Genomic DNA, 19,841 nt, shown 5'->3' on the forward strand with positions numbered 1-19,841 from the left:
AAACCACTTAATATCGCTATCAGCCACTTAAATTGCTATATGGCCACTGCCTTTTTTTCAAGGTGACTCTAATTTCTATGCGCGTAAAGTGCTAACTACAAAACTAATAAGTCACTTTTATTAACGTTCAAAGGAGAGAATAATATGTTGTGGTTTTTATCTTGTGTCGCGATGTTACTCGCTGGATATTTTATCTATGGCACCATCGTTGAAAAAATTTTTGGCATAAAGCATAAACGCACCACCCCCGCCTATAGCAAGCATGACGGTGTGGATTATGTGCCCATGAATAAAGGTAGAGTTTGGTTAGTACAACTACTAAATATTGCAGGCATCGGCCCTATTTTTGGTCCAATAATGGGCGCACTATACGGCCCCGCAGCCATGCTATGGATCGTTTTCGGTTGTATTTTTGCCGGCGCGGTACATGATTATTTTTCTGGCATGTTATCTATTCGTAACGGTGGCGCATCAGTCCCCACGATCACCGGAAAATATCTCGGACAAGGCGCAAAACATTTTATGAATATTTTTGCCCTGGTCCTGTTATTGTTAGTCGGTGTGGTTTTCGTCTCCGCACCAGCGAATATGATCACCAACCTAGTTAATCAACAAACTGATTTAGCGATGCCGCTAATCACCATGGTTATTGTGATTTTTACCTATTATGTGATCGCAACCATTGTCCCAATTGATAAAATTATCGGTCGTTTCTACCCATTTTTTGGTGCGTTATTAGTATTTATGTCGGTCGGACTTGTCGTCGCATTAGCCTTTTCAAGTGAACATAGTATGCTTGCTAACTATGCAATAAGCGATATGTTCAGCAACATGAACCCTAACAATTTACCACTCTGGCCAGCCCTATTTATCACCATTGCCTGTGGTGCAATTTCTGGCTTCCATGCCACACAATCTCCATTGATGGCGCGTTGCATTGAAAATGAAGGCAATGGCCGCTTTGTATTTTTTGGCGCAATGATTGGTGAAGGCATTATCGCCTTAATTTGGTGTGCATTAGCGCTTTCGTTCTTTGGTTCGGTTGATTCATTAGCCGAAGCGGTAAAAGCGGGTGGCCCTGGTAGTGTTGTTTATGGCACTTCGATTGGCCTACTCGGTACCTTTGGTGGCATTATCGCCTTCTTAGGGGTCGTTATTTTACCTATCACATCCGGAGATACTGCATTCCGTTCAAGTCGTTTGATCCTCGCTGAATATTTCAACATGGAACAAAAAACAATTCGCAACCGTTTACTAATGGCATTACCGCTGTTCACTATCGGCGCAATATTAACACAGGTCGATTTTGGTATTATCTGGCGCTACTTTGGTTTTGCCAACCAAACGACCGCTGTGATGATGCTCTGGACAGCTTCTGCTTATTTGCTCCGACATAATAAATTCCACTGGATAACGACCGTGCCAGCGATGTTTATGACTACCGTATGTATTACATTTATCCTTAGTAATACAACCTTAGGATTTGGTTTGGGTATCAATATCGCAACGGTAATGGGCATTGTCGCCATGTTAATGATCACCACCTATGTGATTAAAAAATCTAAAGGTAAACATATTGCCGATGAGCCCGTTGCAGGCGAAGAGGAAATTGCTCCCAACTTGAGTATGTAACCTACCTATTTTTACGGCGTAGCAATCGCTAACTATTGCTACGCCTAAATAGAGCATATAACTACAGGAATTCCTATAATCGATTAAACGTCCATTTGCCGATTGATAAAGTAAGCTAGTTTGCGTATGCCATCTTCACGCGCATTGGCATCTTGCTCACTAAAATTAATACGCATGCAATTGCGAAACTTTCCCGTTGCAGAAAATAGCGTACCGGGTGCGATATTAACACCGCCCTCTCGACACTCCGAGGCTAACTTCACCACGTCGACCACTTTCGGTAACTCCACCCACATGATGTATCCCCCTTTCGGGAAACTGCAACAAATCTGCGTGGGTAAATATTTATTCATCGCAGCCATTATCTGATCTCGACCTTGCTTGTACAACAAACGCATCCGGCGCAGATGCCGAGCATAGGCCCCCTTTCGTATAAAGTCGGCAATCGCTATTTGTGGCAACGTCGGGCACATCGAACTACTTACGTATTTAATATGGGTGACTTTATCGCGATAACGCCCTGGCGCAATCCAGCCGACTCGCATCCCTGGCGCAATCGTTTTAGAAAAAGAGGAGCAAAGCATAACCCGTCCATCTTCATCAAAGGATTTAATGGTGCGAGGACGAGGATATTGAAAAGATAAATCACCATAAATATCATCTTCAATAATGGCAATGTCATAGCTTTGTGCGAGCTGATAAAGACGTTTTTTATGCGCCTCAGACATAATATAGCCCATCGGATTATTGCACGTAGGTGTCAGCAAAATAGCTTTAATAGGCCATTGATCTAAGGCGAGTTCTAAGGCTTCTAAACTAAGTCCCGTTTCAGGATGGGTGGGAATTTCCAACGCCTTTAAATTCGATGCTTTAATGGCTTGCATCGAGCCATAAAAACTTGGTGATTCAATGGCAACAATGTCGCCGGGTTGAGTCGCCGCACGTAAACAGACCGATAATGCTTCTTGGCAACCAGAGGTCACCACAATATCATCGGGATGCAATAAACATCCAGACCCAGCCGCAAGCGAGGTTAATTGCTCTCGTAACTCCAATGAACCGCGAAGATCTCCATAGGGTAAGCTGATCTGCCCACTATGGCGGGTTAAATCAGACAACTTTTTCAATAATGGTTGCAACGAAGCAGCGGTCATATTAGGCATCGCATGCTGCAACTCGACCGTACCAGCAATATTTTGACTCAACAGTAGCCCTAACACCTCTTCCCACTGTGATATATCGAGGGGTCGTTGTGGTGGTCGTGACGTTTCAGGTAAATTATAAGTCGGCGCTTGGGAAGTCACAAAATACCCAGACTTCGGTCGAGCCTCCACCAGCCCTTCCATCTCAACTTGCCGATACGCTTCCTGTACCGTTGAAATGCTTACCCCATGGTCACTTGACAATTGACGAACAGAAGGTAAACGCTCACCAACTTGAAATAATCCTTGCTCAATATGCATACGTAAATGATCAGCTAACTGCTCATACAGTTTCATAAAGCACTCCCTCACCTTTATCTGTAACGAATAATAAACAATACAGACAAAAATTACCCATACAGATTAAATATAAAATGACAATACAGCTAATTTATGTGCATTTTGTATTGTTTATTTAACTTTTTCTGAGTCTGTATTGTTTTTAAGGGGAGATTAAAATGGTTTCACAGTAGCGAGTATAAGTGGCAAAGGATGCAATAGGAGATCAACATGGAAAATAATTTGTTAATGGCATTGCTTATATTTAGCTTTGTTATGTCAGTAACACCAGGACCCAACAACATAATGCTGTTGAGCTCTGGCGCACAGTTTGGCTATAAACGGACCTTGCCACATATTGCAGGTATCATTATTGGTGTCGCACTACTGCTCACAACCTTATTACTTGGGTTCGGGGCTGTTTTTCAATTTTATCCACCACTCTATCAAATATTACAAATAGTAGGGTCTCTCTATCTGTTATGGTTATCGTGGAAAATCGCCACTGCACCGACCAACACAGAGCTAGTTAACACCAACAATAATATTTCGCAGCCAATGAATATGCTATCTGCTATCACATTTCAATTTGTTAATCCAAAAGCTTGGGCAATGGGTATCGCAAGCGTGACTACCTTTACACTCGCAGGAGAGCACTATTTTAGGTCAGGATTATGGATCCTCGCTTGCTTTGCCATAATGGGGTTTATTGCCATTAGCATTTGGGCTGCACTCGGTCAGGCGATAGGACAATATTTAACAACGCAATCGCGAAAGAAAAAGTTTAATTATTTAATGGGGATATTAACTGCTGCAACGATACTGCTGATTATTAGCGATTAGTGCCCCCAACTCAGGATAAGCAAAGCGGCGTAGCTATTGCGGCGCAGGAATACACGGAAATAGTGATGCTATATCGATTTGCTTATCCTGAGTTGAAGTTAACTATTTTCTTCGTTATGGTATGGATATTTCACGTGGCCATAGCGAATAATTAAAATAGATAGCGCAAAAACAAGCACCGCACCAACCAGTGCCAACAACCTCGCAGTGTCTAAATTTTTCATATCAAGAATGATGTAACGTGCAATTGCTACGATCGCAATATATAAAGGCATACGTACAGGTAATTTCCCTGATTTTAGGTATATGCCGACCATAGCGAAGACTTCAAGGTAGATAAAAAGCAGTAGAAGATCCGCCAGCGTTACCTGCATTGCCAAAAACATAGAAGTGATTTCAAAACACATAGCGACTATCGTTGCGATAGCAATAACGGTTAAGCCAATATATTCTGCCACCAGCAAAAATTTATAACTTGAACTTTTTAACTTGCCCACTCATTTATCCCTAAATTACTCTGACCAAAAGAGCTTTGACCAACAAAATTTGCCTCAAAAACATAACTTAGCATAGAAATTTCAAAATAACCTAGATCTATTAATTTAAAAAGTTAATAGAAAATAGACATAACACTTTTGCTGTCACTGGTGCACAGATTGTATGCCCTTAGGTAACGCGAGATTGCAATATACCAGCAAACATCATAGAATAATTTTACACAACACCGCACCACAGAATATAAAGCCAATGTAATCATATATAGCAATTCTGTTCTTAAATAAGAATCAATAACCCTATGTTCATAACAACTAGCTCACCACTGCATAAATCGATTATTCCATCTCCGATGCTACGTTGTTCATTAGCCGCTATTTTTGCGCTATCGGTACTAGCCGCCATCTTATTATTTTTATTACAGCAGACAAAGAATACTCTCCAAGATGTGAGCAACAGTATGGCTAATGACGCTTTATGGCATATTGATGAAATGGCAACGAATACTCACGCTACCTTGGATCATTTGTCCGAATACTCGGATCGTAGTTGTTCCGAGGTCAAAGAACAACTCGAAAATCAGCTCATTACAGGCATTTACTTACACTCCATACACCTATTTAAAAATAACACCATTTACTGCTCTTCTGTATATCGTGCCATTGGTTTTCCTGTTGCAGGTAAAGAATATTATAGCAATGGCGAAATGCTGCTACTTACAAGCAAGAAACTGAATAACAACATTCCCCTTTTAGTACACCGACGTGATATTGAACAGACAGGTATCCTCAGTTTGATAGATGGGCGCTATTTACGTCTTGCTCTTAGTGTTCAAGAAGAGAAGGGATTTATCGCTTTACAAGTGGGTGAAACATGGATGACCGAAACAGATCAAACAGCAGATGGGCCCCTGCCTAAACTTACATTTGTCAGCAAAATAAAATCACAACAATTCCCATTACAATCATCACCGGTTTTCATGATGAAATTTTATGGCAACAATTGTGGGAAAATAATGGCGTATTATTAGTAATTGTTATCCTTCTGCTTCTGCTGCTATCCGTAGTGATTGTCCGCGCTCTTAAGCAACCTTATTCCGTCCAAAGAACATTAAAAAAAGCGCACCTCAACCAAGAATTTATCCCTTACCTGCAATCTATTGTAGACTCGCAAGGCAAACTCTGTGGCGCAGAAGCATTAATGCGTTGGCAAACTACTCCAACACAACTTGTTAGCCCTATAGCATTCATTCCCGCGATGGAAGAAACTGGATTAATAGTCCCCATAACCTCATCTATCATTCGTCAGTTAGCTGATACCTTAGAGCCACAACAGTTACTATTACCCGATAATTTTTACATTAGTGTCAATATCAGTAAGTCGCACTTTAAAAATCTCTCATTATTGGAAGATTGCCGTTACTTCATCGATAAGCTATCAATAAAAAAAGTGAAGATCTGTTTAGAGGAATCACGGAACGCGAGCTCATCGAGCAAACAGAACTTAGTGATTACTTACTGCAAAAGTTAGCTGAAATGGAAGTAAAAATAGCCATTGATGATTTTGGAACAGGGCATGCTTCCTTTGATTACCTGCAGCGTTTTAGAGTAGACATACTAAAAATAGACCGAGGTTTTATCACTAATATCGGTGCAAATTCATTCTCAGAGCACCTCATCGAGACCATGATTGAACTCAGTCATAAACTCAATTTGTTCACTATCGCAGAGGGAGTTGAAACTATCGAACAATCTCAATATTTAGAAAAACATGGCGTTAATTTTCAACAAGGTTTTCTTTTTGCCAAACCTATATCGATGAACGAATTTATACAAATTAATGGCAAGAACAAAAAATCATAGTACTTGCCATAATGCCCTTAACATTCATATATTTATTTCTTAATCACCGGCTGATTCTGCTGCAAAATATCTTCATCATTAACAAAACGTAACGCTAAACAATCACTCTCTTTGCTAATGATCATCGAAGAATCAACTCGCAAGCAACTACCTGCATACTTACCCGCAGCGGTGAAGGTACAAACCTGTACATAGTAACCATCCACCAAGGGTAATGGAAATAGCGCTTGGTAGATATGATCCTGCGCGGCGAATTGCCCCCCCGTTGCTTCGATAATATCTTGATCCTGATCGATCAATTGAATATTCGCACCACATCGCCCAACAATAGGTTTACTGACATAACCACTCTCTTGCAACGCCTCATTTAGCTGAAAATCGGCATTGAGCAGCAAAGGATGATTTGGGAACAATGACCAGAGCACAGGAAGAATCGCTTTATTACTGGGAATGAGTGTCCAAAGTGGTTCAAAAATCATGATATTTTTATGCAATAAAACATCGGCAAGTCTCGGTGCCTGCCCCTTTTTCGATGCTGGCTGATAATTTTCAGGCACGACAGCATCGGACTCACATTCTAAACGAATTTGATCCAGTGCGGTTTCCCACGACCACGTTTTCCACACCCACTGTAGTACTTCACCTTGCGCATCAACAATGTTACCTGATTCACCCCACGTTAATGCGTTAATACCAGCAATCATTCGACTCTCAATGCCTGCCGCTTCTAATGTTTGCTGAATAAATAGGGCATGGTATTTCTCTTCGGGATCATGATCATGAAGAATATGTACTAGCCCTTTCGCCTGACTTTTTCGCCATGCTTGCACAAGTTGGTTAAAAAGATCTTTACCCGCATCTTCCCCCTCATGGACGCCATAATGACGCGCCCATTTACCCTGAATTTTAGCCCCCTCCATATAACAGGATGCCGAATCACAGTTATATTCATACACCTTTAATCCCTGCGTTGTCATCGCGAAATCAAAACGACTCGTGATCAATTGGTTAAGACGGTTATCCCAGGATTGGCGGATCTTCGGCAAGAGTGCCCTTGGTAAATTAAATTTATCTAATAACGCTTCATTATCAAGCACATAATCCGTTGCATGCATAAATAAGCCATGCAACTCATTGGTCGCTCGACGCAAGGTATCCTGCGCTGTTTTCGATAAAACGTAGTAACGATACTGGTCTGCAACGGCTGCACTTAATTTATGGCCATGCAGGGCGTGAACATAAGCTGCTTCATCTTCATTCGCCACATTTAACCACGACTTTTGAGGCTCTAACAGGGGTTTTGCATAATGGCTAGATAATGAAAATAGCTGCTTGTTAGTTTCCACACTCGCTTCTGCATAGCGATCATCATCAGTTTGTATCATCCAACCTAAAATCAAGGCATCATTAAAAGAACAAGCAACCCAATATTCACCCTCCTCCGTGATCGTCGCGATTAGCTCGCGACTAAAATCGCGCCCATCAGGCCAAATTGTATGGTCAAGATTTTGTTCTGCAATACGAATTTTATCGGCAAACACTTCCGTCACAATGGCAACGTGGCCAGTCTGCCAAACTCCCCGCCTTGCTCCCAAATCAATAAACTTCCCGGTTGCGGATGACGTTTACTACCGTTAGCAAAAGCTTGTAAGGGTAAACGTGTATTGGAAGCAATATCGCGCACAGAACGTAAATTAAAAATATCATAGGCCATCGGCACATCATCAAAAAGATAGCCATGATTGAGATACATCCAGCGTCGTGCAAATTCCACGCATTGCCATTTATAGCCCATGTAAATACCATCAACATAATTGCGAAAGGCGCTACGTTTTGGGTATTCGCTATCACTGGCGCTATCGTAATCACTAGAATATGCAGCAACGCCACCGGGTGCATAACCAAGCAGAGTACCAAAGGGACGAGAAGTGGCTATGTGGGTCAAAGCGATATCCTTTTATTAGAGTGAGAAGATAACTAATATATGCGACTAATTTATTATTAGCAATGCCGTCATTTATCTAGAACCAAAATAAAAACTAGGTATATATGAAAGGGTTTCTAAAGGGGGGGAGCTGTGGTCGATATATTCGTGAACAAGATAAAATGGGACGTTAAAAAAGATAGTCGTAGAATAAAAAATCGGCAACAAGCACTGGCTTGTTCCCGATTATAGCTAAAGCCTTTAATCTAACTTATTGAATTGTTACACCAGCAAAACCGAATCCACTATAACTGCCGAATGTACCAACTGGATGAATGTTGATATCAACAATACCTTCGAACTCAATATCCACTTTCATGTAATGCCAAGTATAACCAGAAGGCACTTCAACTAATTCACTTTCACCATTAATGATAATTTCAATAAAGGCAGCATCATTACTCCAAACACCCGCATTAAAATAGACCGAAGCAATATTTACCTGTTGCGAACCACTTGCCAATTTAATTTCAACGCCATTACTCTCTTTCCATGACATACTTTGATAGCCCGAATTAATCTCATTGCCGCCATTAACAAATGTGTACTTGCCATCGCGATATTTGCTTTTACCGTAGAATGATAAATTCTGCAGTACGGCGTTAGAAATATCTTCATTACCATTTATCCCATTGGCGCTATAAAAGCTTGCATCCGTTGTGTCGATAACAGACCCAAATTTTGTTTCTGTTGCAACAAGTGCCGCATAATTTACCACAGGCGCCATATTTGCATTATCAAAAACAATACCAGCAAACATAACAGCACTGTAACCTGAACGATCCGAATCTGTTGTTATATGCACAGGAACTGTACCATCAAAAACAATGTCCACTGCAAAGAAATGCCAGCTATACCCCTTAGGTAACGTAACAACTTGAGTTTTATCACCCGCAGTTACAACGACACTAGATTGTTGATCATCCCAAGCTCCAGCCTGCATATACAAGCGTGCAGTTTGTTCATTACCTGTACCATGTAAAACAAATGAAAGGCTATTACTACTGTCAAACTTCATACTGGTATAACCATTCTCAAGTTCAACCCCCTCATTTTGGAAGCTAAAATAGTCTTTATCTGCAGAACTAATTTTACCTGAATTTATTACAAAGTTGCTGCCTTCAAGTGTCTCTTGAGTGTACTCTTGATTATGGGTGACATTACTTTTAAATGAATAAAGCGTTTTTCTACCTATTTCAATAGCAACAGGTTTAGAAATAGTTTCATGCGATATAACAACACTGCCAGTAAAATCAGGCTTATCGCCAGGGAGCGTTTCACCTGGATCGGGAACAACAGGCACCTGTGCGCACACTTCTTCGGAATTGTTTTTTCCTGCTTGGTTAAATGCCGTTATCCGATAACAATATGTCTCTTCACTAATAACATCTAAATCATTATATTGCGTAGTATTGGCAGCTAACACTGCGATATTTTGGAAAAAGTCATCATTAACAATGCGCTTTTCAACAAAAAATCCTTCTTCATTTGTTGAATTATCATTCCATGCTATCTGCAAACTAGCAGATAATGCAACGGGACTCATAATGAATAACAATATTACAATTAGGCGGGTATAAATTAAATTAACTAGTTGATTCATTTTTGCCTCCACAAAAGTGATCAATCAGCGTTTATTCATAATTTGTAAATTAGGAGGAATGATAAGAACTATTATCGCCTCGGTAACTCCGCTGCCATAGACTGATAGTCAACAGGCCGGTGGTTTTGCGTATTAAGGTTTCCCTTAACTTGCCTTTTTCTAGCTACAATATTTAAACAACTGAATATTAAAAAATAGGATTGGTTAAATTTCATACAAATTAAAACAGAAAAACGAACAGATTAAAAGCGTTAATTTAGTAATTAATCACTCAAAAAAAGCAAAATAGGACCTACTTTTAGAGGGATCAAACGTAAGCATCAACTAACATTACACACCTAGGCTTGTGACTTTTTATTCAGATCAAGTATAAAAATCAGCGTCTTATATTTTCATCACCGCTACCTCCCCAACCTCTCCATCAAGCTGAAATAGAGCAACAACAAGATAAAAACAAATACCAAATAACAAGATCTACCTCACACACTAACCCACAATTAAATTTACTTTTTTATGATTTTTAGTCTACGCACTTAGATGAACAGAGAAATATCACAGCAAAACCAACAAAAAAATGTGCTGTATAGTGGTGGTATTGCAATCAGTAAACAAACTTTCAACGAATAAATAAGAAAATTAATGGATAAATTTATTTATATTGTGACACTCTTATCTACAATAATTTATCTTTCCTCATCTAAATTATCTACACTAAGAGTTAGAGTTAATGCTTAAATTTGTTGTCGTACTTACATAAACGGACTGATAACCTTGCGCATTAATAAGGCTTCCCCTATCCTTTTACAAGACAAATAAAAATAGCTGTTCAGACAACAATAGCATATGTTTTTTAATTTATTACAAGCATTGACCTCCGCTGAATCACAACTAATAATTACGGAGAGTAAATGAAAAGATGCATACGATATTATTTAGAACTCATTTTTGCTGTACTGGCTTTGAGCGTAAGCCTTTGTTCTTATGCCTGTAAACCTATTATCACCCCCACCTTTGCCAATATTAGTAAAGATATTTTAATCAGAGACCTACTTGTTTTATCTTTATCGAAAGTGATCGAAGCTGAGAATATTTGCGTAAAACCCTATATAGAAAACCTTTCCGATGCACGTAAAAGTAAACATGTTATGCAAGGTTTGATTGATGTGACATGGGCAAGTGCCTCCGCTGTTGAAGAAGATAATTTACAGGCTATTCGCATTCCTATCTTCCGTGGTTTGCAGGGGCTGCGCATTTTTATTATCCGAGAAAATGAGCAAACACTATTTGATGCAATCACAACGCTAGATCACTTGCGTCAATATCAAGCAGGACAGGGTACTTTTTGGGGGGATACAAAGGTATTAAAAGGCGCGAATATTCCCGTCATAACCACTCCCATATCAGAAAATTTACTCTCTATGCTTGCTAAAAAGCGGTTTGATTACTTTCCCTTAGCTATTCATGAGCCATGGGTCGCTCTGAGTGCACATCCTGAGCTACCACTCGTGGTTGAAAACTCAATTATACTTTCCTACCCTTCTGCCTTTTATTTTTATGTGAGTAAAGATAACCAGACCCTCGCATCGAATATCCTCAACGGAATGAAAATAGCGATTGCAGACGGCTCTTACTATCAATTGTTATTTAGCTCTGACTTATTGAAAGAAGCGTTTCTGCGCGGTAATTTAACTCAGCGAAAAGTATTTTCAGTACAAAATTCTAATTTTCACCACAAAATTCCAAAAGAAAATAGGGTATATTGGTTATCTGCAGATGAATTAATCACAATGATGTCTAAAAACAGATGAGAGCCAAAACAAGAGCTGATAATACCAACCTCATAATATTATGGTCATAGTTTGTTGAGGATAAATACCGAAGAACAAGGCGCATGATTGAGTACTAGCAGGCTATTACAATTGAATGCAACGCTGTTACCTATTATTTTAACCAACAAGATAGATCAGATACTTATGCGGATTAGTATTATCTCCCTACAGAGCGATGAAAAGGCTATTAATTAAAAAATAGCAGGCAATATAATAAAAAGTATTGATGTATACCCATGATACTTCAAGAGGGGTATATAAGTGTTGCGGCGCCCATAAAATTGCTAACAAGCTACAAATTTATTCGCTCACACAGAGAGGACAGGATATGGACAGGAATAATTTTATTACTTAGGAGTGTTTGAGACAATAACTGACTAATAAATGCGTTGTAACTTATTGATAACCCTAGAAACAACAAAGCCCCGACAATTGTCGAGGCTTTATCTAAATGTGGCAGGGGTGGAGAGATTCGAACTCCCAACATTCGGATTTGGAATCCGACGTTCTGCCATTGGAACTACACCCCTGCAGACGACGCAAATAATACCTAAGCTAATTTCAAAGTAAAGTGCTTTTTATGCAAACTCGGTTAACTGCCTAGAAAACAAGCAAAGCAAGCTGCATTTCTATTTTTTACCAAGGTTTAACGAAGAAAATCTTGCACCTTCTGCTGGTCGGGAACCGAGCCCGAGTGCACCAGTTTACCATCCACGGAAACCGCTGGTGTACTCATCACCCCAGCCGCCATAATCGCTTGTAAGTCCGTCACTTTGGATAACGCGATATCAATATCTAACTGCTTCGCGGTTTGTTGAATCAACTCTGCTGTTGTGACGCAATTTTTACAACCAGATCCATATACATTAATCGTTTTCATTTTATCTCCCTGTTTATTCTAAAAGTTAACTGCATTAAATAACCAACCAATCAAACTCAAAGCGACCAGTAAATAGGCCGCAATCATTATTAATAATCGCGTGGTCATCACCTGTTTGAGCATCATGAATTCAGGCAAACTAACGGCAACAGCGCTCATACAAAAAGCGAGCGTTGTTCCCAATGGCACGCCTTTTAATAATAAGCTTTCAATAATGGGGACTATAGCAGTGGCATTAACATACATCGGAATAGCGAGCAAAGTGGCAACTGGAACAGACCACCACTGCCTCGCCCCTAGATGCTCACTAAACCATGTTGCAGGTATAGCACCATGAATCACCGCACCAATAGCAACCCCAAGTAGGACCCATTTCCAAACTCTACTAAAGATGGTTAACATCTCTTGTTTGGCAAATTGATGGCGTTCGAATAAGGTCATTTTATTCTGTTCATATGCAATATCAGGCATATCATCCTGACGTTTATATTGCTGAGCAAGAAACGCTACTAACATGCGTTCCCCTTTGATTAAATCAATGAGAAAACCAGCTGAAATGCCAAGTAATAAACCGATGCTGATATAAATAAGGGTAAATTTAAGACCAAGCAGAGATCCCAACATCACCACCACCACTTCGTTGATCAAAGGGGAGGTTAGTAAAAAGGCGATGGTGACACCAAGCGGAATACGTGCGGAGACAAAGCCCATAAATAAGGGAATCGAACTACAGGAACAAAAAGGGGTAACCGATCCAAAAATTGAACCGAGAATATAGCCTAAGAACCTATTTTTACCCTGTAAATAGTAACGGACTTTTTCAGGGTTAAGCGTGGCTCTCACTACGGCAATAAGGTAAATCAGCACAACCAATAGCACTAAAATTTTACTAGTGTCTTCAATAAAGAAGTGAACGGCTCCTGTCAATCGACTATCGGGCACCAGATTAAATAATGAATAAGTTAGCCAATCGGCAAGGTAAGTGAACCAAGCTAGCATGAATGCTCTCCGCTGAATGTATCTCTAATTATAGACACGAACAGGGAGGTAAAAAGATGCAAATTTTTTAAATTATTTTCTGGGTATAAAGGCGATAACCCCCTGTTGATCAAATTCCACCTTACAGGATATGATCATCTGCTCACGCAATTTCTTTCGCGCCCGCTGTATTCGTGATTTGCTTGCGCTCAACGACAACCCTTTATGCTGTGCATATTCTGATTGTGAAAGCCCCTGTATATCACAGAGCTCGATGGCCTCTTTGTCACTTTCATCTAATTCACACAAAACGCGGATCAAACAGTGTTGTAAATTCACAATCGGCTGCTGCTCTGGTTGCACACTGACTTCTGCATTGATATTCATTTCTAACTTCGCTTTGCGATGTGCATCAATGAGCGTATTTTTAGTGATAGTAAAAAGCCAACTTTTAGCGTGCGCTAATGTACAAAAACGCGCTTTATTTTGTAGGGCTTTAATAAACACATCTTGCAGAAGGTCTTGAGCCAACTCGCAATCACCTGTTTTTTTTACTAACCAATTTTTTAATGCCTGCTCATTTGCATTCCAAGCGACCATTAAACAGTCCAAAATATCAACCTTATACCAAATAACCACTTAATAAACATACTGTTCAGCTTGCGCGAGTATTGATGTCATCCACATTTTAGCATCGTTAATATTATTGAAGAATTGATAGGCTTCCCCCGCCTGATTATACAAATCACTCAGATGACGCTGACCTAGCGCAGGAGCAGTACAATCAGTTAAAATTAAAGCCGTTGCGATACGCCCGTTTTGTTTGTCATATTTAACGTATTCAACCAGTAACTCAGCGGCCTCTGGCGTATGGATCGGATCTCCGTTTAAGGTAACGATCACCCCCCATTTTTCATGGGCTCGCAACCGCTGTACTACATTCGCATTGCTAAGAGAAAGGATCATCGCTTCTTTATTCCAAGGGCCACACCCCTCAATCATTAATATATTATTTACTAATTCAAAGTGTAATGTCCCATGGTCTGTTTTCATCATTGAACTCCGTTGTGGGCTACTTTAAAAAAACATAATGTGTTTCTATATTCGCTCATTTATCACGACGAATAAATCGTTAATGATAAGATCTTTGTTATCCCCCTCAAAAATAAAAACAGCTATCGCGATCACCCATATGAACAGCGCAATAAATGATGCAATGAAGGCAATATTGACCTCAATATAGTGCTTGCCGTAACCTTTCTCCCACCTTAGTATAGGCAATTTAATTCGTTAATTTTAAACCACTTTACGTATAATGCTTTTATCAGCACAATAAATGCCATGATAAAAAATAATCGATTGTTTTTTAAAGGATAATAAACAATGAGTAACCTGCAACCAGCTATCAAACCAGTTAACCCTAATTTTTCATCTGGCCCATGCGCTAAACGCCCCGGTTATGATATTAAGCAGTTAGATATTGCGACGTTAGGCCGTTCGCACCGTTCCGCTCTTGGCAAAAATGCGTTACAAAAAGTGATCGACGATACCGCTAAGCTATTAGCGCTACCTAAAGATTACCGCGTTGGTATTGTCCCCGCTTCTGATACGGGCGCGATGGAGATGATCATGTGGTCGATGCTCGGTGAGCGCCCTGTTGATGTCTGTTATTGGGAGTCATTCGGACAAGGTTGGTTTGCCGATATTACTAAGCAACTTAAGTTACAAAACGTCAATGAGATAAAAGCAGATTACGGGCAACTACCCGATCTATCGCAAGTGAATTCCGATCACGATGTTGTCTTCACTTGGAATGGCACAACCTCTGGCGTCAAGGTTGAAAATGGCGATTTCATTCGCGACGATCGTCAAGGATTAACTATTTGTGATGCGACTTCGGCGGTATTTGCGATGCCAATGCCTTGGGAAAAATTAGATGTCACCACATTCAGCTGGCAGAAAGTATTAGGTGGTGAAGGTGGTCATGGCATGATCATTTTAAGTCCACGCGCAGTGGCTCGTTTAGAAAGTTATACTCCGAGCTGGCCGCTACCTAAAATTTTCCGATTAACTGCAGCTGGAAAATTGCTAGAGGGAATTTTTAAGGGTGAAACAATTAATACCCCTTCTATGCTCTGTGTGGCAGACTATCAAGATGCATTAGATTGGATCTCGGATATCGGTGGTGTACAAGCGAGCATCGAAAAGTCGCAACAAAATCTCGCCATCTTAGAGACCTTTGTCTCAGAAAATGATTGGATTCACTTTTTAGCTGAGAATGCACAGATTCGCTCTAACACCAGTGTATGTCTATCTCTCGACTTAGATGATCAACAAATTAAACAATTCATAACATTACTTGCCGATAATCAAGTTGCCTATGACATTGGTGCCTACAAAGATGCGCCAAGTGGATTACGTATCTGGTGCGGCAGTACCGTACAAGCAAGCGACTTAAAAGCCCTATTACCTTGGTTAAGCTGGGCATATCAAGTAGTTTGTAAATAAACATAAAGCGCAAAGCGTTGGAGAAAACAATGAGCGAAAATAATTTTGATTTTGACTATATCTGTATTGGCGGTGGCAGCGGCGGGATTGCATCGGCAAACCGTGCAGCCAGATATGGGCAAAAAGTCGCAATCATCGAGGCCAACGCATTGGGCGGCACCTGTGTCAATGTCGGCTGTGTCCCTAAAAAGGTGATGTGGCATGGTGCGCAAATTGCCGAAGCGATTAACCTATACGCACCAGATTATGGTTTCGACGTGAACCTAAAAGCATTTAATTGGGCAAAACTGATAGAGAGTCGCCAAGCCTATATTGGTCGTATCCATGAATCCTATGACCGCGTATTAGGTAATAACAAGGTGGAAGTGATCAAAGGCTTTGCCACCTTTATTGATAAAAATACGATTGCAGTTGGTGATAAACAATACCGCGCCAAACATATCACCATTGCCACGGGCGGTCGCCCAATTATCCCCAATATTGCAGGGGCTGAATATGGCATCGACTCGAATGGCTTTTTTGATCTGAAAATACAACCTAAACGCGTGGCCGTAGTCGGTGCTGGTTATATCGCCGTTGAGATTGCAGGCGTCTTACATGCTTTGGGTACGCAAACTCACCTTTTCGTGCGTAAAGAATCACCTCTCCGCAGTTTCGACCCGATGATCATTGAAACGCTCGTTGAAGTGATGGAAAAAGAGGGCTTGAGCTTACACACCCACTCTATCCCCAAAGAAATCGTTAAAGAAAGCGATGGTAGTTTAACCCTACACCTTGAAAATGGAAAAAGTTGCAATGTTGACACCCTGATTTGGGCAATCGGGCGTAGCCCCGCCACAGATACCATTAATCTTAGCGCTGCAGGTGTCGCAACCAATGACGCTGGCTATATTAAAGTTGATGCCTACCAAGAGACAAATATACCGGGCATCTATTGTGTTGGCGATATTATGGAAGGAGGGGTAAACTGACTCCCGTAGCCGTTAAAGCGGGTCGCCAGTTATCTGAGCGCCTATTTAATAATAAAGTGGATGCCAAAATGGACTATAGCCTTATTCCTACGGTGGTATTTAGTCACCCACCAATTGGCACTATTGGGTTAACGGAACAACAAGCTATTGCACAATATGGCGAAGCCAATGTTAAGGTTTATCAGTCGGCTTTTACCGCGATGTATAGTGCAGTGACACAACACCGCCAGCCATGCAAAATGAAATTGGTCTGTGCGGGCGCAGAAGAGACCGTCGTTGGTCTGCACGGTATCGGTTTTAGTGTCGATGAGATGATTCAGGGGTTTGCTGTCGCAATGAAAATGGGCGCAACAAAAGCCGATTTTGATAGTGTTGTAGCTATTCACCCAACGGGATCGGAAGAGTTTGTTACTATGTAATGTCCACTTCCCACTCTTACCAAAAAAGCCCTGTCTATATACAGGGCTTTTTTATTAGATAACTGAAAAATCAAATAAACCTTTCCTTAAGCGTTTCTTAAGTTTATTAGCGGAGAATGAGTAAAAATAATTCAACAGAAGAAATCCATTTGAAACTATTACCACAAAAACTACTCAACCACTTATCCGTGAAAATGAGTATTGAATCCCTTGTACTACTCACCTCATTATACTTTGCCATTGTGATCAATTTCCCTTTTATTACGAGGATGCATGAGCTTGCCGATCCCGCTCACGTAATTTTTTCACTGACCCCATTTGCCGCGCTAACGGGTGCATTTTTGGTTATTTTCACCTTATTCTCGTTTAAGTATATTTTTAAACCCGTCATCATATTTATACTGCTATCATCGGCAAGCGCGACCTATGCGATGATGAAATACAATGTATTGTTTGACTATTCGATGGTCGAAAATATTTTTCAAACCAATATTGCGGAAGCTAATTCATACATTAATCTGCGATCTTTTTTATATCTATTTTTCCTTGCTTTTATACCTGCACTATTTATCGCGTTGGTAGAGATAAAATGGACTGATTCATGGCTAAAAGGGTTACTACATCGTACTGGGATGATCGTGATTGGCTTTGCTATTCTTGGTATTATTGCAGCCTTCTTCTATAAGGACTACGCCTCAGTTGGACGCAATAATCACTATCTCAATAAAATGATTCTACCTACACATCTTTACTACGCAGGAAGATATATTAACAATACTTACTTTGTTAAACCGCTCGCGTTTAAAGTCATGGGTGAAGATGCAAAAATTATAAAAAGCGATAATAATAAACCCACATTGATGGTATTAGTGGTCGGTGAAACCGCGCGCTCAGAAAACATTGCCTACAATGGTTATGAACGCAATACCAATCCCTACACGGAAAACTTAGCCATTATTTCATTTCAAAATGTCTCTTCATGCGGCACGGCAACGGCGCACTCATTGCCTTGCATGTTTTCATCTTTAACACATAAAAATTATGACCATAAAAAAGTGAACGCGCAGAGCAATGTCTTAGATATTATGCAGCATGCGGGTATCGATGTGATCTGGTATGAAAATGATGGCGGCCATAAAAACGTTGCACAACGCATTAATAAAGAAGAAGTTTCAACGAGCAGTGCAAACCCGCTCTGTGATGGCAGTGTCTGTGTCGATGAAGTGTTAGTGGACAAATTAAAAGAGCAATTAGCAACACAACCAGCAAAAGATTCATTAATTGCTTTTCATCTCATCGGTAGTCATGGTCCGACCTATTGGAAGCGTTATCCAACAGAAATGGAAACCTTTAAACCAGCCTGTCGCCGTAGCGATATAGAGAATTGTAGCGATCAAGAAATTGTTAATGTTTATGATAACACCTTGGTTTATACAGATTATGTATTAGCAAAAACCATCAAAGTATTAGAAGAGTATGAAGATCGTTATAACGTAGTCATGTTATACGTATCAGATCATGGTGAATCTCTGGGCGAAAATGGTCTCTACCTTCATGGCACGCCTTACGCATTTGCACCAGAAGAGCAAACTAAAGTTCCTTTATTTATCTGGCTCCCTGACAGCTATGCCGATGTAAAGGGAATCAATAAAAGCTGTTTAAGTGATGCAGCCAAACAGCAGTCGTTTTCACACGATAATTTATTCCATACCTTATTGGGCTTATATGGAGTGACCACGGAAGTGAAAGATGCACAACTAGATATGACAGCTAACTGTATGGATAGCGATAAAAAATAGACAATATATACCCATGTTACCTCAAGATTCTTTGCTATCTTAATGTAACATGGGGTATGCATCATAGACTGATACTTACCCATTTTATCCCACTGCTAGTTCATAGAATATTTGTGTTTTTAAAATTAACCTGATGTGATGGTTACTTCATTTAGTGCTATTTTAGTGCGTTGTTTGCACGATTGAGGGCGTTATTTGTATTTTCATCGCTTCCTAATTTTAGATAAATGGCTTTTAAATAGGCTATTTAAACGATTTTGAATAAATTCCTCTATTTCATGCAAATGGAATAAATAATGCAATATATCAACACCAAATGACATTTTCATGTTATTTATATAGATTCATATCATCAAAGGGGAATTAGTCGATGACAATTACTGTTGGTATTTCACACCATACCGAATATAAATATGACCGTTCTGTGAAAATGGGGCCGCATATATTTCGTTTACGGCCTGCTCCTCATAGCCGTACTAAAATTAAGAGTTATTCTTTAAAGATCACCAGAAGATCACTATATTAATTGGCAGCAAAATCCCTTTGGTAACTATAGT

At 40.1% G+C, this 19,841-nt stretch carries 16 protein-coding genes, 1 tRNA gene, 2 pseudogenes and 1 riboswitch; of the genes and pseudogenes, 10 read left to right on the forward strand and 9 right to left on the reverse strand.

Going from position 1 to position 19,841, the window contains the following annotated elements:
• Positions 1-144 precede the first annotated feature (144 nt).
• A complete protein-coding gene (locus tag AB1A03_RS05800) occupies positions 145-1,632 on the forward strand; it encodes a carbon starvation CstA family protein (protein ID WP_354623657.1) in 1,488 nt (495 codons plus the stop codon).
• Between the two features lie 83 nt (positions 1,633-1,715).
• On the opposite strand, the gene AB1A03_RS05805 is transcribed toward AB1A03_RS05800, so the two are convergent.
• Complete coding sequence (locus AB1A03_RS05805) at positions 1,716-3,131, reverse strand: aminotransferase-like domain-containing protein (RefSeq protein WP_354623658.1); 1,416 nt, start codon at positions 3,129-3,131, stop codon at positions 1,716-1,718.
• A 213-nt stretch (positions 3,132-3,344) separates the two neighbouring features.
• Here AB1A03_RS05805 and AB1A03_RS05810 point away from each other — a divergent pair, with 213 nt between their 5' ends.
• Positions 3,345-3,956 carry a LysE family translocator gene (locus AB1A03_RS05810; protein ID WP_354623659.1) on the forward strand — a complete coding sequence of 204 codons (612 nt, stop codon included), beginning with the start codon at positions 3,345-3,347 and terminating at the stop codon, positions 3,954-3,956.
• A gap of 98 nt (positions 3,957-4,054) precedes the next feature.
• Here the strand turns inward: AB1A03_RS05810 and AB1A03_RS05815 are convergent, their stop codons facing one another.
• Complete coding sequence (locus tag AB1A03_RS05815) at positions 4,055-4,453, reverse strand: phosphate-starvation-inducible protein PsiE (protein ID WP_354623660.1); 399 nt, start codon at positions 4,451-4,453, stop codon at positions 4,055-4,057.
• A gap of 299 nt (positions 4,454-4,752) precedes the next feature.
• On the opposite strand from AB1A03_RS05815, the gene AB1A03_RS05820 reads away from it, so the two are divergent.
• Genes AB1A03_RS05820 through AB1A03_RS05830 form a run of 3 tightly spaced genes read left to right on the forward strand, consistent with a single transcriptional unit; the run spans position 4,753 to position 6,313 of the window.
• A complete protein-coding gene (locus tag AB1A03_RS05820; RefSeq protein WP_354623661.1) occupies positions 4,753-5,481 on the forward strand; it encodes a CSS-motif domain-containing protein in 729 nt (242 codons plus the stop codon).
• Positions 5,454-5,981, forward strand: a complete 528-nt coding sequence (locus AB1A03_RS05825) for an EAL domain-containing protein (protein ID WP_354623662.1) — start codon at positions 5,454-5,456, stop codon at positions 5,979-5,981. The genes AB1A03_RS05820 and AB1A03_RS05825 overlap by 28 nt, the downstream gene beginning before the upstream one ends.
• Positions 5,969-6,313: an EAL domain-containing protein gene (locus AB1A03_RS05830; RefSeq protein ID WP_354623676.1), complete on the forward strand. Its 345-nt coding sequence runs from the start codon at positions 5,969-5,971 to the stop codon at positions 6,311-6,313. The genes AB1A03_RS05825 and AB1A03_RS05830 overlap by 13 nt, the downstream gene beginning before the upstream one ends.
• Positions 6,314-6,345: 32 nt before the next feature.
• Here the strand turns inward: AB1A03_RS05830 and gss are convergent.
• A pseudogene (gene gss, locus AB1A03_RS05835) lies at positions 6,346-8,264 on the reverse strand (bifunctional glutathionylspermidine amidase/synthase).
• A gap of 244 nt (positions 8,265-8,508) precedes the next feature.
• Positions 8,509-9,900 (reverse strand): fibronectin type III domain-containing protein, encoded by a 1,392-nt coding sequence (locus tag AB1A03_RS05840; protein WP_354623663.1) that lies wholly within the window; start codon positions 9,898-9,900, stop codon positions 8,509-8,511.
• A 78-nt stretch (positions 9,901-9,978) separates the two neighbouring features.
• Positions 9,979-10,064, reverse strand: a riboswitch (cyclic di-GMP riboswitch).
• Positions 10,065-10,808: 744 nt separating this feature from the next.
• On the opposite strand from AB1A03_RS05840, the gene AB1A03_RS05845 reads away from it, so the two are divergent.
• Positions 10,809-11,708, forward strand: coding sequence for a transporter substrate-binding domain-containing protein (locus AB1A03_RS05845; protein WP_354623664.1), 900 nt, complete (start codon positions 10,809-10,811; stop codon positions 11,706-11,708).
• A 475-nt stretch (positions 11,709-12,183) separates the two neighbouring features.
• On the opposite strand, the gene AB1A03_RS05850 is transcribed toward AB1A03_RS05845, so the two are convergent.
• The 5 genes from AB1A03_RS05850 to AB1A03_RS05870 form a co-directional block, all read right to left on the reverse strand.
• Positions 12,184-12,259: transfer RNA gene (locus tag AB1A03_RS05850), tRNA-Trp, on the reverse strand.
• 116 nt (positions 12,260-12,375) lie between these two features.
• Entirely contained in the window at positions 12,376-12,609 is a 234-nt protein-coding gene (locus AB1A03_RS05855; RefSeq protein ID WP_354623665.1) for a thioredoxin family protein, read from the reverse strand.
• An 18-nt stretch (positions 12,610-12,627) separates the two neighbouring features.
• Positions 12,628-13,608, reverse strand: a complete 981-nt coding sequence (locus tag AB1A03_RS05860; protein WP_354623666.1) for a permease — start codon at positions 13,606-13,608, stop codon at positions 12,628-12,630.
• Positions 13,609-13,680: 72 nt separating this feature from the next.
• The gene (locus AB1A03_RS05865) at positions 13,681-14,199 is read right to left on the reverse strand and encodes a sigma-70 family RNA polymerase sigma factor (RefSeq protein ID WP_354623667.1); all 519 of its coding nucleotides are present in this window, start codon (positions 14,197-14,199) and stop codon (positions 13,681-13,683) included.
• 27 nt (positions 14,200-14,226) lie between these two features.
• A complete protein-coding gene (locus AB1A03_RS05870) occupies positions 14,227-14,643 on the reverse strand; it encodes a hypothetical protein (RefSeq protein ID WP_354623668.1) in 417 nt (138 codons plus the stop codon).
• A 336-nt stretch (positions 14,644-14,979) separates the two neighbouring features.
• On the opposite strand from AB1A03_RS05870, the gene AB1A03_RS05875 reads away from it, so the two are divergent.
• The 4 genes and pseudogenes from AB1A03_RS05875 (at position 14,980) to AB1A03_RS05890 (ending at position 19,810) form a co-directional block, all read left to right on the forward strand.
• Positions 14,980-16,095, forward strand: a complete 1,116-nt coding sequence (locus AB1A03_RS05875; RefSeq protein WP_354623677.1) for a phosphoserine transaminase — start codon at positions 14,980-14,982, stop codon at positions 16,093-16,095.
• Between the two features lie 29 nt (positions 16,096-16,124).
• Positions 16,125-17,485, forward strand: a pseudogene (gorA, locus tag AB1A03_RS05880) (glutathione-disulfide reductase).
• A 116-nt stretch (positions 17,486-17,601) separates the two neighbouring features.
• Complete coding sequence (locus AB1A03_RS05885; RefSeq protein ID WP_354623669.1) at positions 17,602-19,284, forward strand: phosphoethanolamine transferase; 1,683 nt, start codon at positions 17,602-17,604, stop codon at positions 19,282-19,284.
• A 430-nt stretch (positions 19,285-19,714) separates the two neighbouring features.
• Complete coding sequence (locus AB1A03_RS05890; protein WP_354623679.1) at positions 19,715-19,810, forward strand: hypothetical protein; 96 nt, start codon at positions 19,715-19,717, stop codon at positions 19,808-19,810.
• Positions 19,811-19,841 lie beyond the last annotated feature (31 nt).

This window comes from Psychromonas sp. MME2 (assembly GCF_040566515.1).
GTDB lineage: Bacteria > Pseudomonadota > Gammaproteobacteria > Enterobacterales > Psychromonadaceae > Psychromonas.

What these genes read in the sequence shown, in the direction of transcription:
- AB1A03_RS05800 (WP_354623657.1), top strand. Translation starts at nt 145, where the DNA reads ATGTTGTGGTTTTTATCTTGTGTCGCGATGTTACTCGCTGGATATTTT.
- AB1A03_RS05810 (WP_354623659.1), top strand. Translation starts at nt 3,345, where the DNA reads ATGGAAAATAATTTGTTAATGGCATTGCTTATATTTAGCTTTGTTATG.
- AB1A03_RS05885 (WP_354623669.1), top strand. Translation starts at nt 17,602, where the DNA reads ATGAGTAAAAATAATTCAACAGAAGAAATCCATTTGAAACTATTACCA.
- AB1A03_RS05805 (WP_354623658.1), bottom strand. Translation starts at nt 3,131, where the DNA reads ATGAAACTGTATGAGCAGTTAGCTGATCATTTACGTATGCATATTGAG.
- AB1A03_RS05855 (WP_354623665.1), bottom strand. Translation starts at nt 12,609, where the DNA reads ATGAAAACGATTAATGTATATGGATCTGGTTGTAAAAATTGCGTCACA.
- AB1A03_RS05870 (WP_354623668.1), bottom strand. Translation starts at nt 14,643, where the DNA reads ATGATGAAAACAGACCATGGGACATTACACTTTGAATTAGTAAATAAT.
- AB1A03_RS05820 (WP_354623661.1), top strand. Translation starts at nt 4,753, where the DNA reads ATGTTCATAACAACTAGCTCACCACTGCATAAATCGATTATTCCATCT.
- AB1A03_RS05890 (WP_354623679.1), top strand. Translation starts at nt 19,715, where the DNA reads ATGGGGCCGCATATATTTCGTTTACGGCCTGCTCCTCATAGCCGTACT.
- AB1A03_RS05840 (WP_354623663.1), bottom strand. Translation starts at nt 9,900, where the DNA reads ATGAATCAACTAGTTAATTTAATTTATACCCGCCTAATTGTAATATTG.
- AB1A03_RS05845 (WP_354623664.1), top strand. Translation starts at nt 10,809, where the DNA reads ATGAAAAGATGCATACGATATTATTTAGAACTCATTTTTGCTGTACTG.
- AB1A03_RS05860 (WP_354623666.1), bottom strand. Translation starts at nt 13,608, where the DNA reads ATGCTAGCTTGGTTCACTTACCTTGCCGATTGGCTAACTTATTCATTA.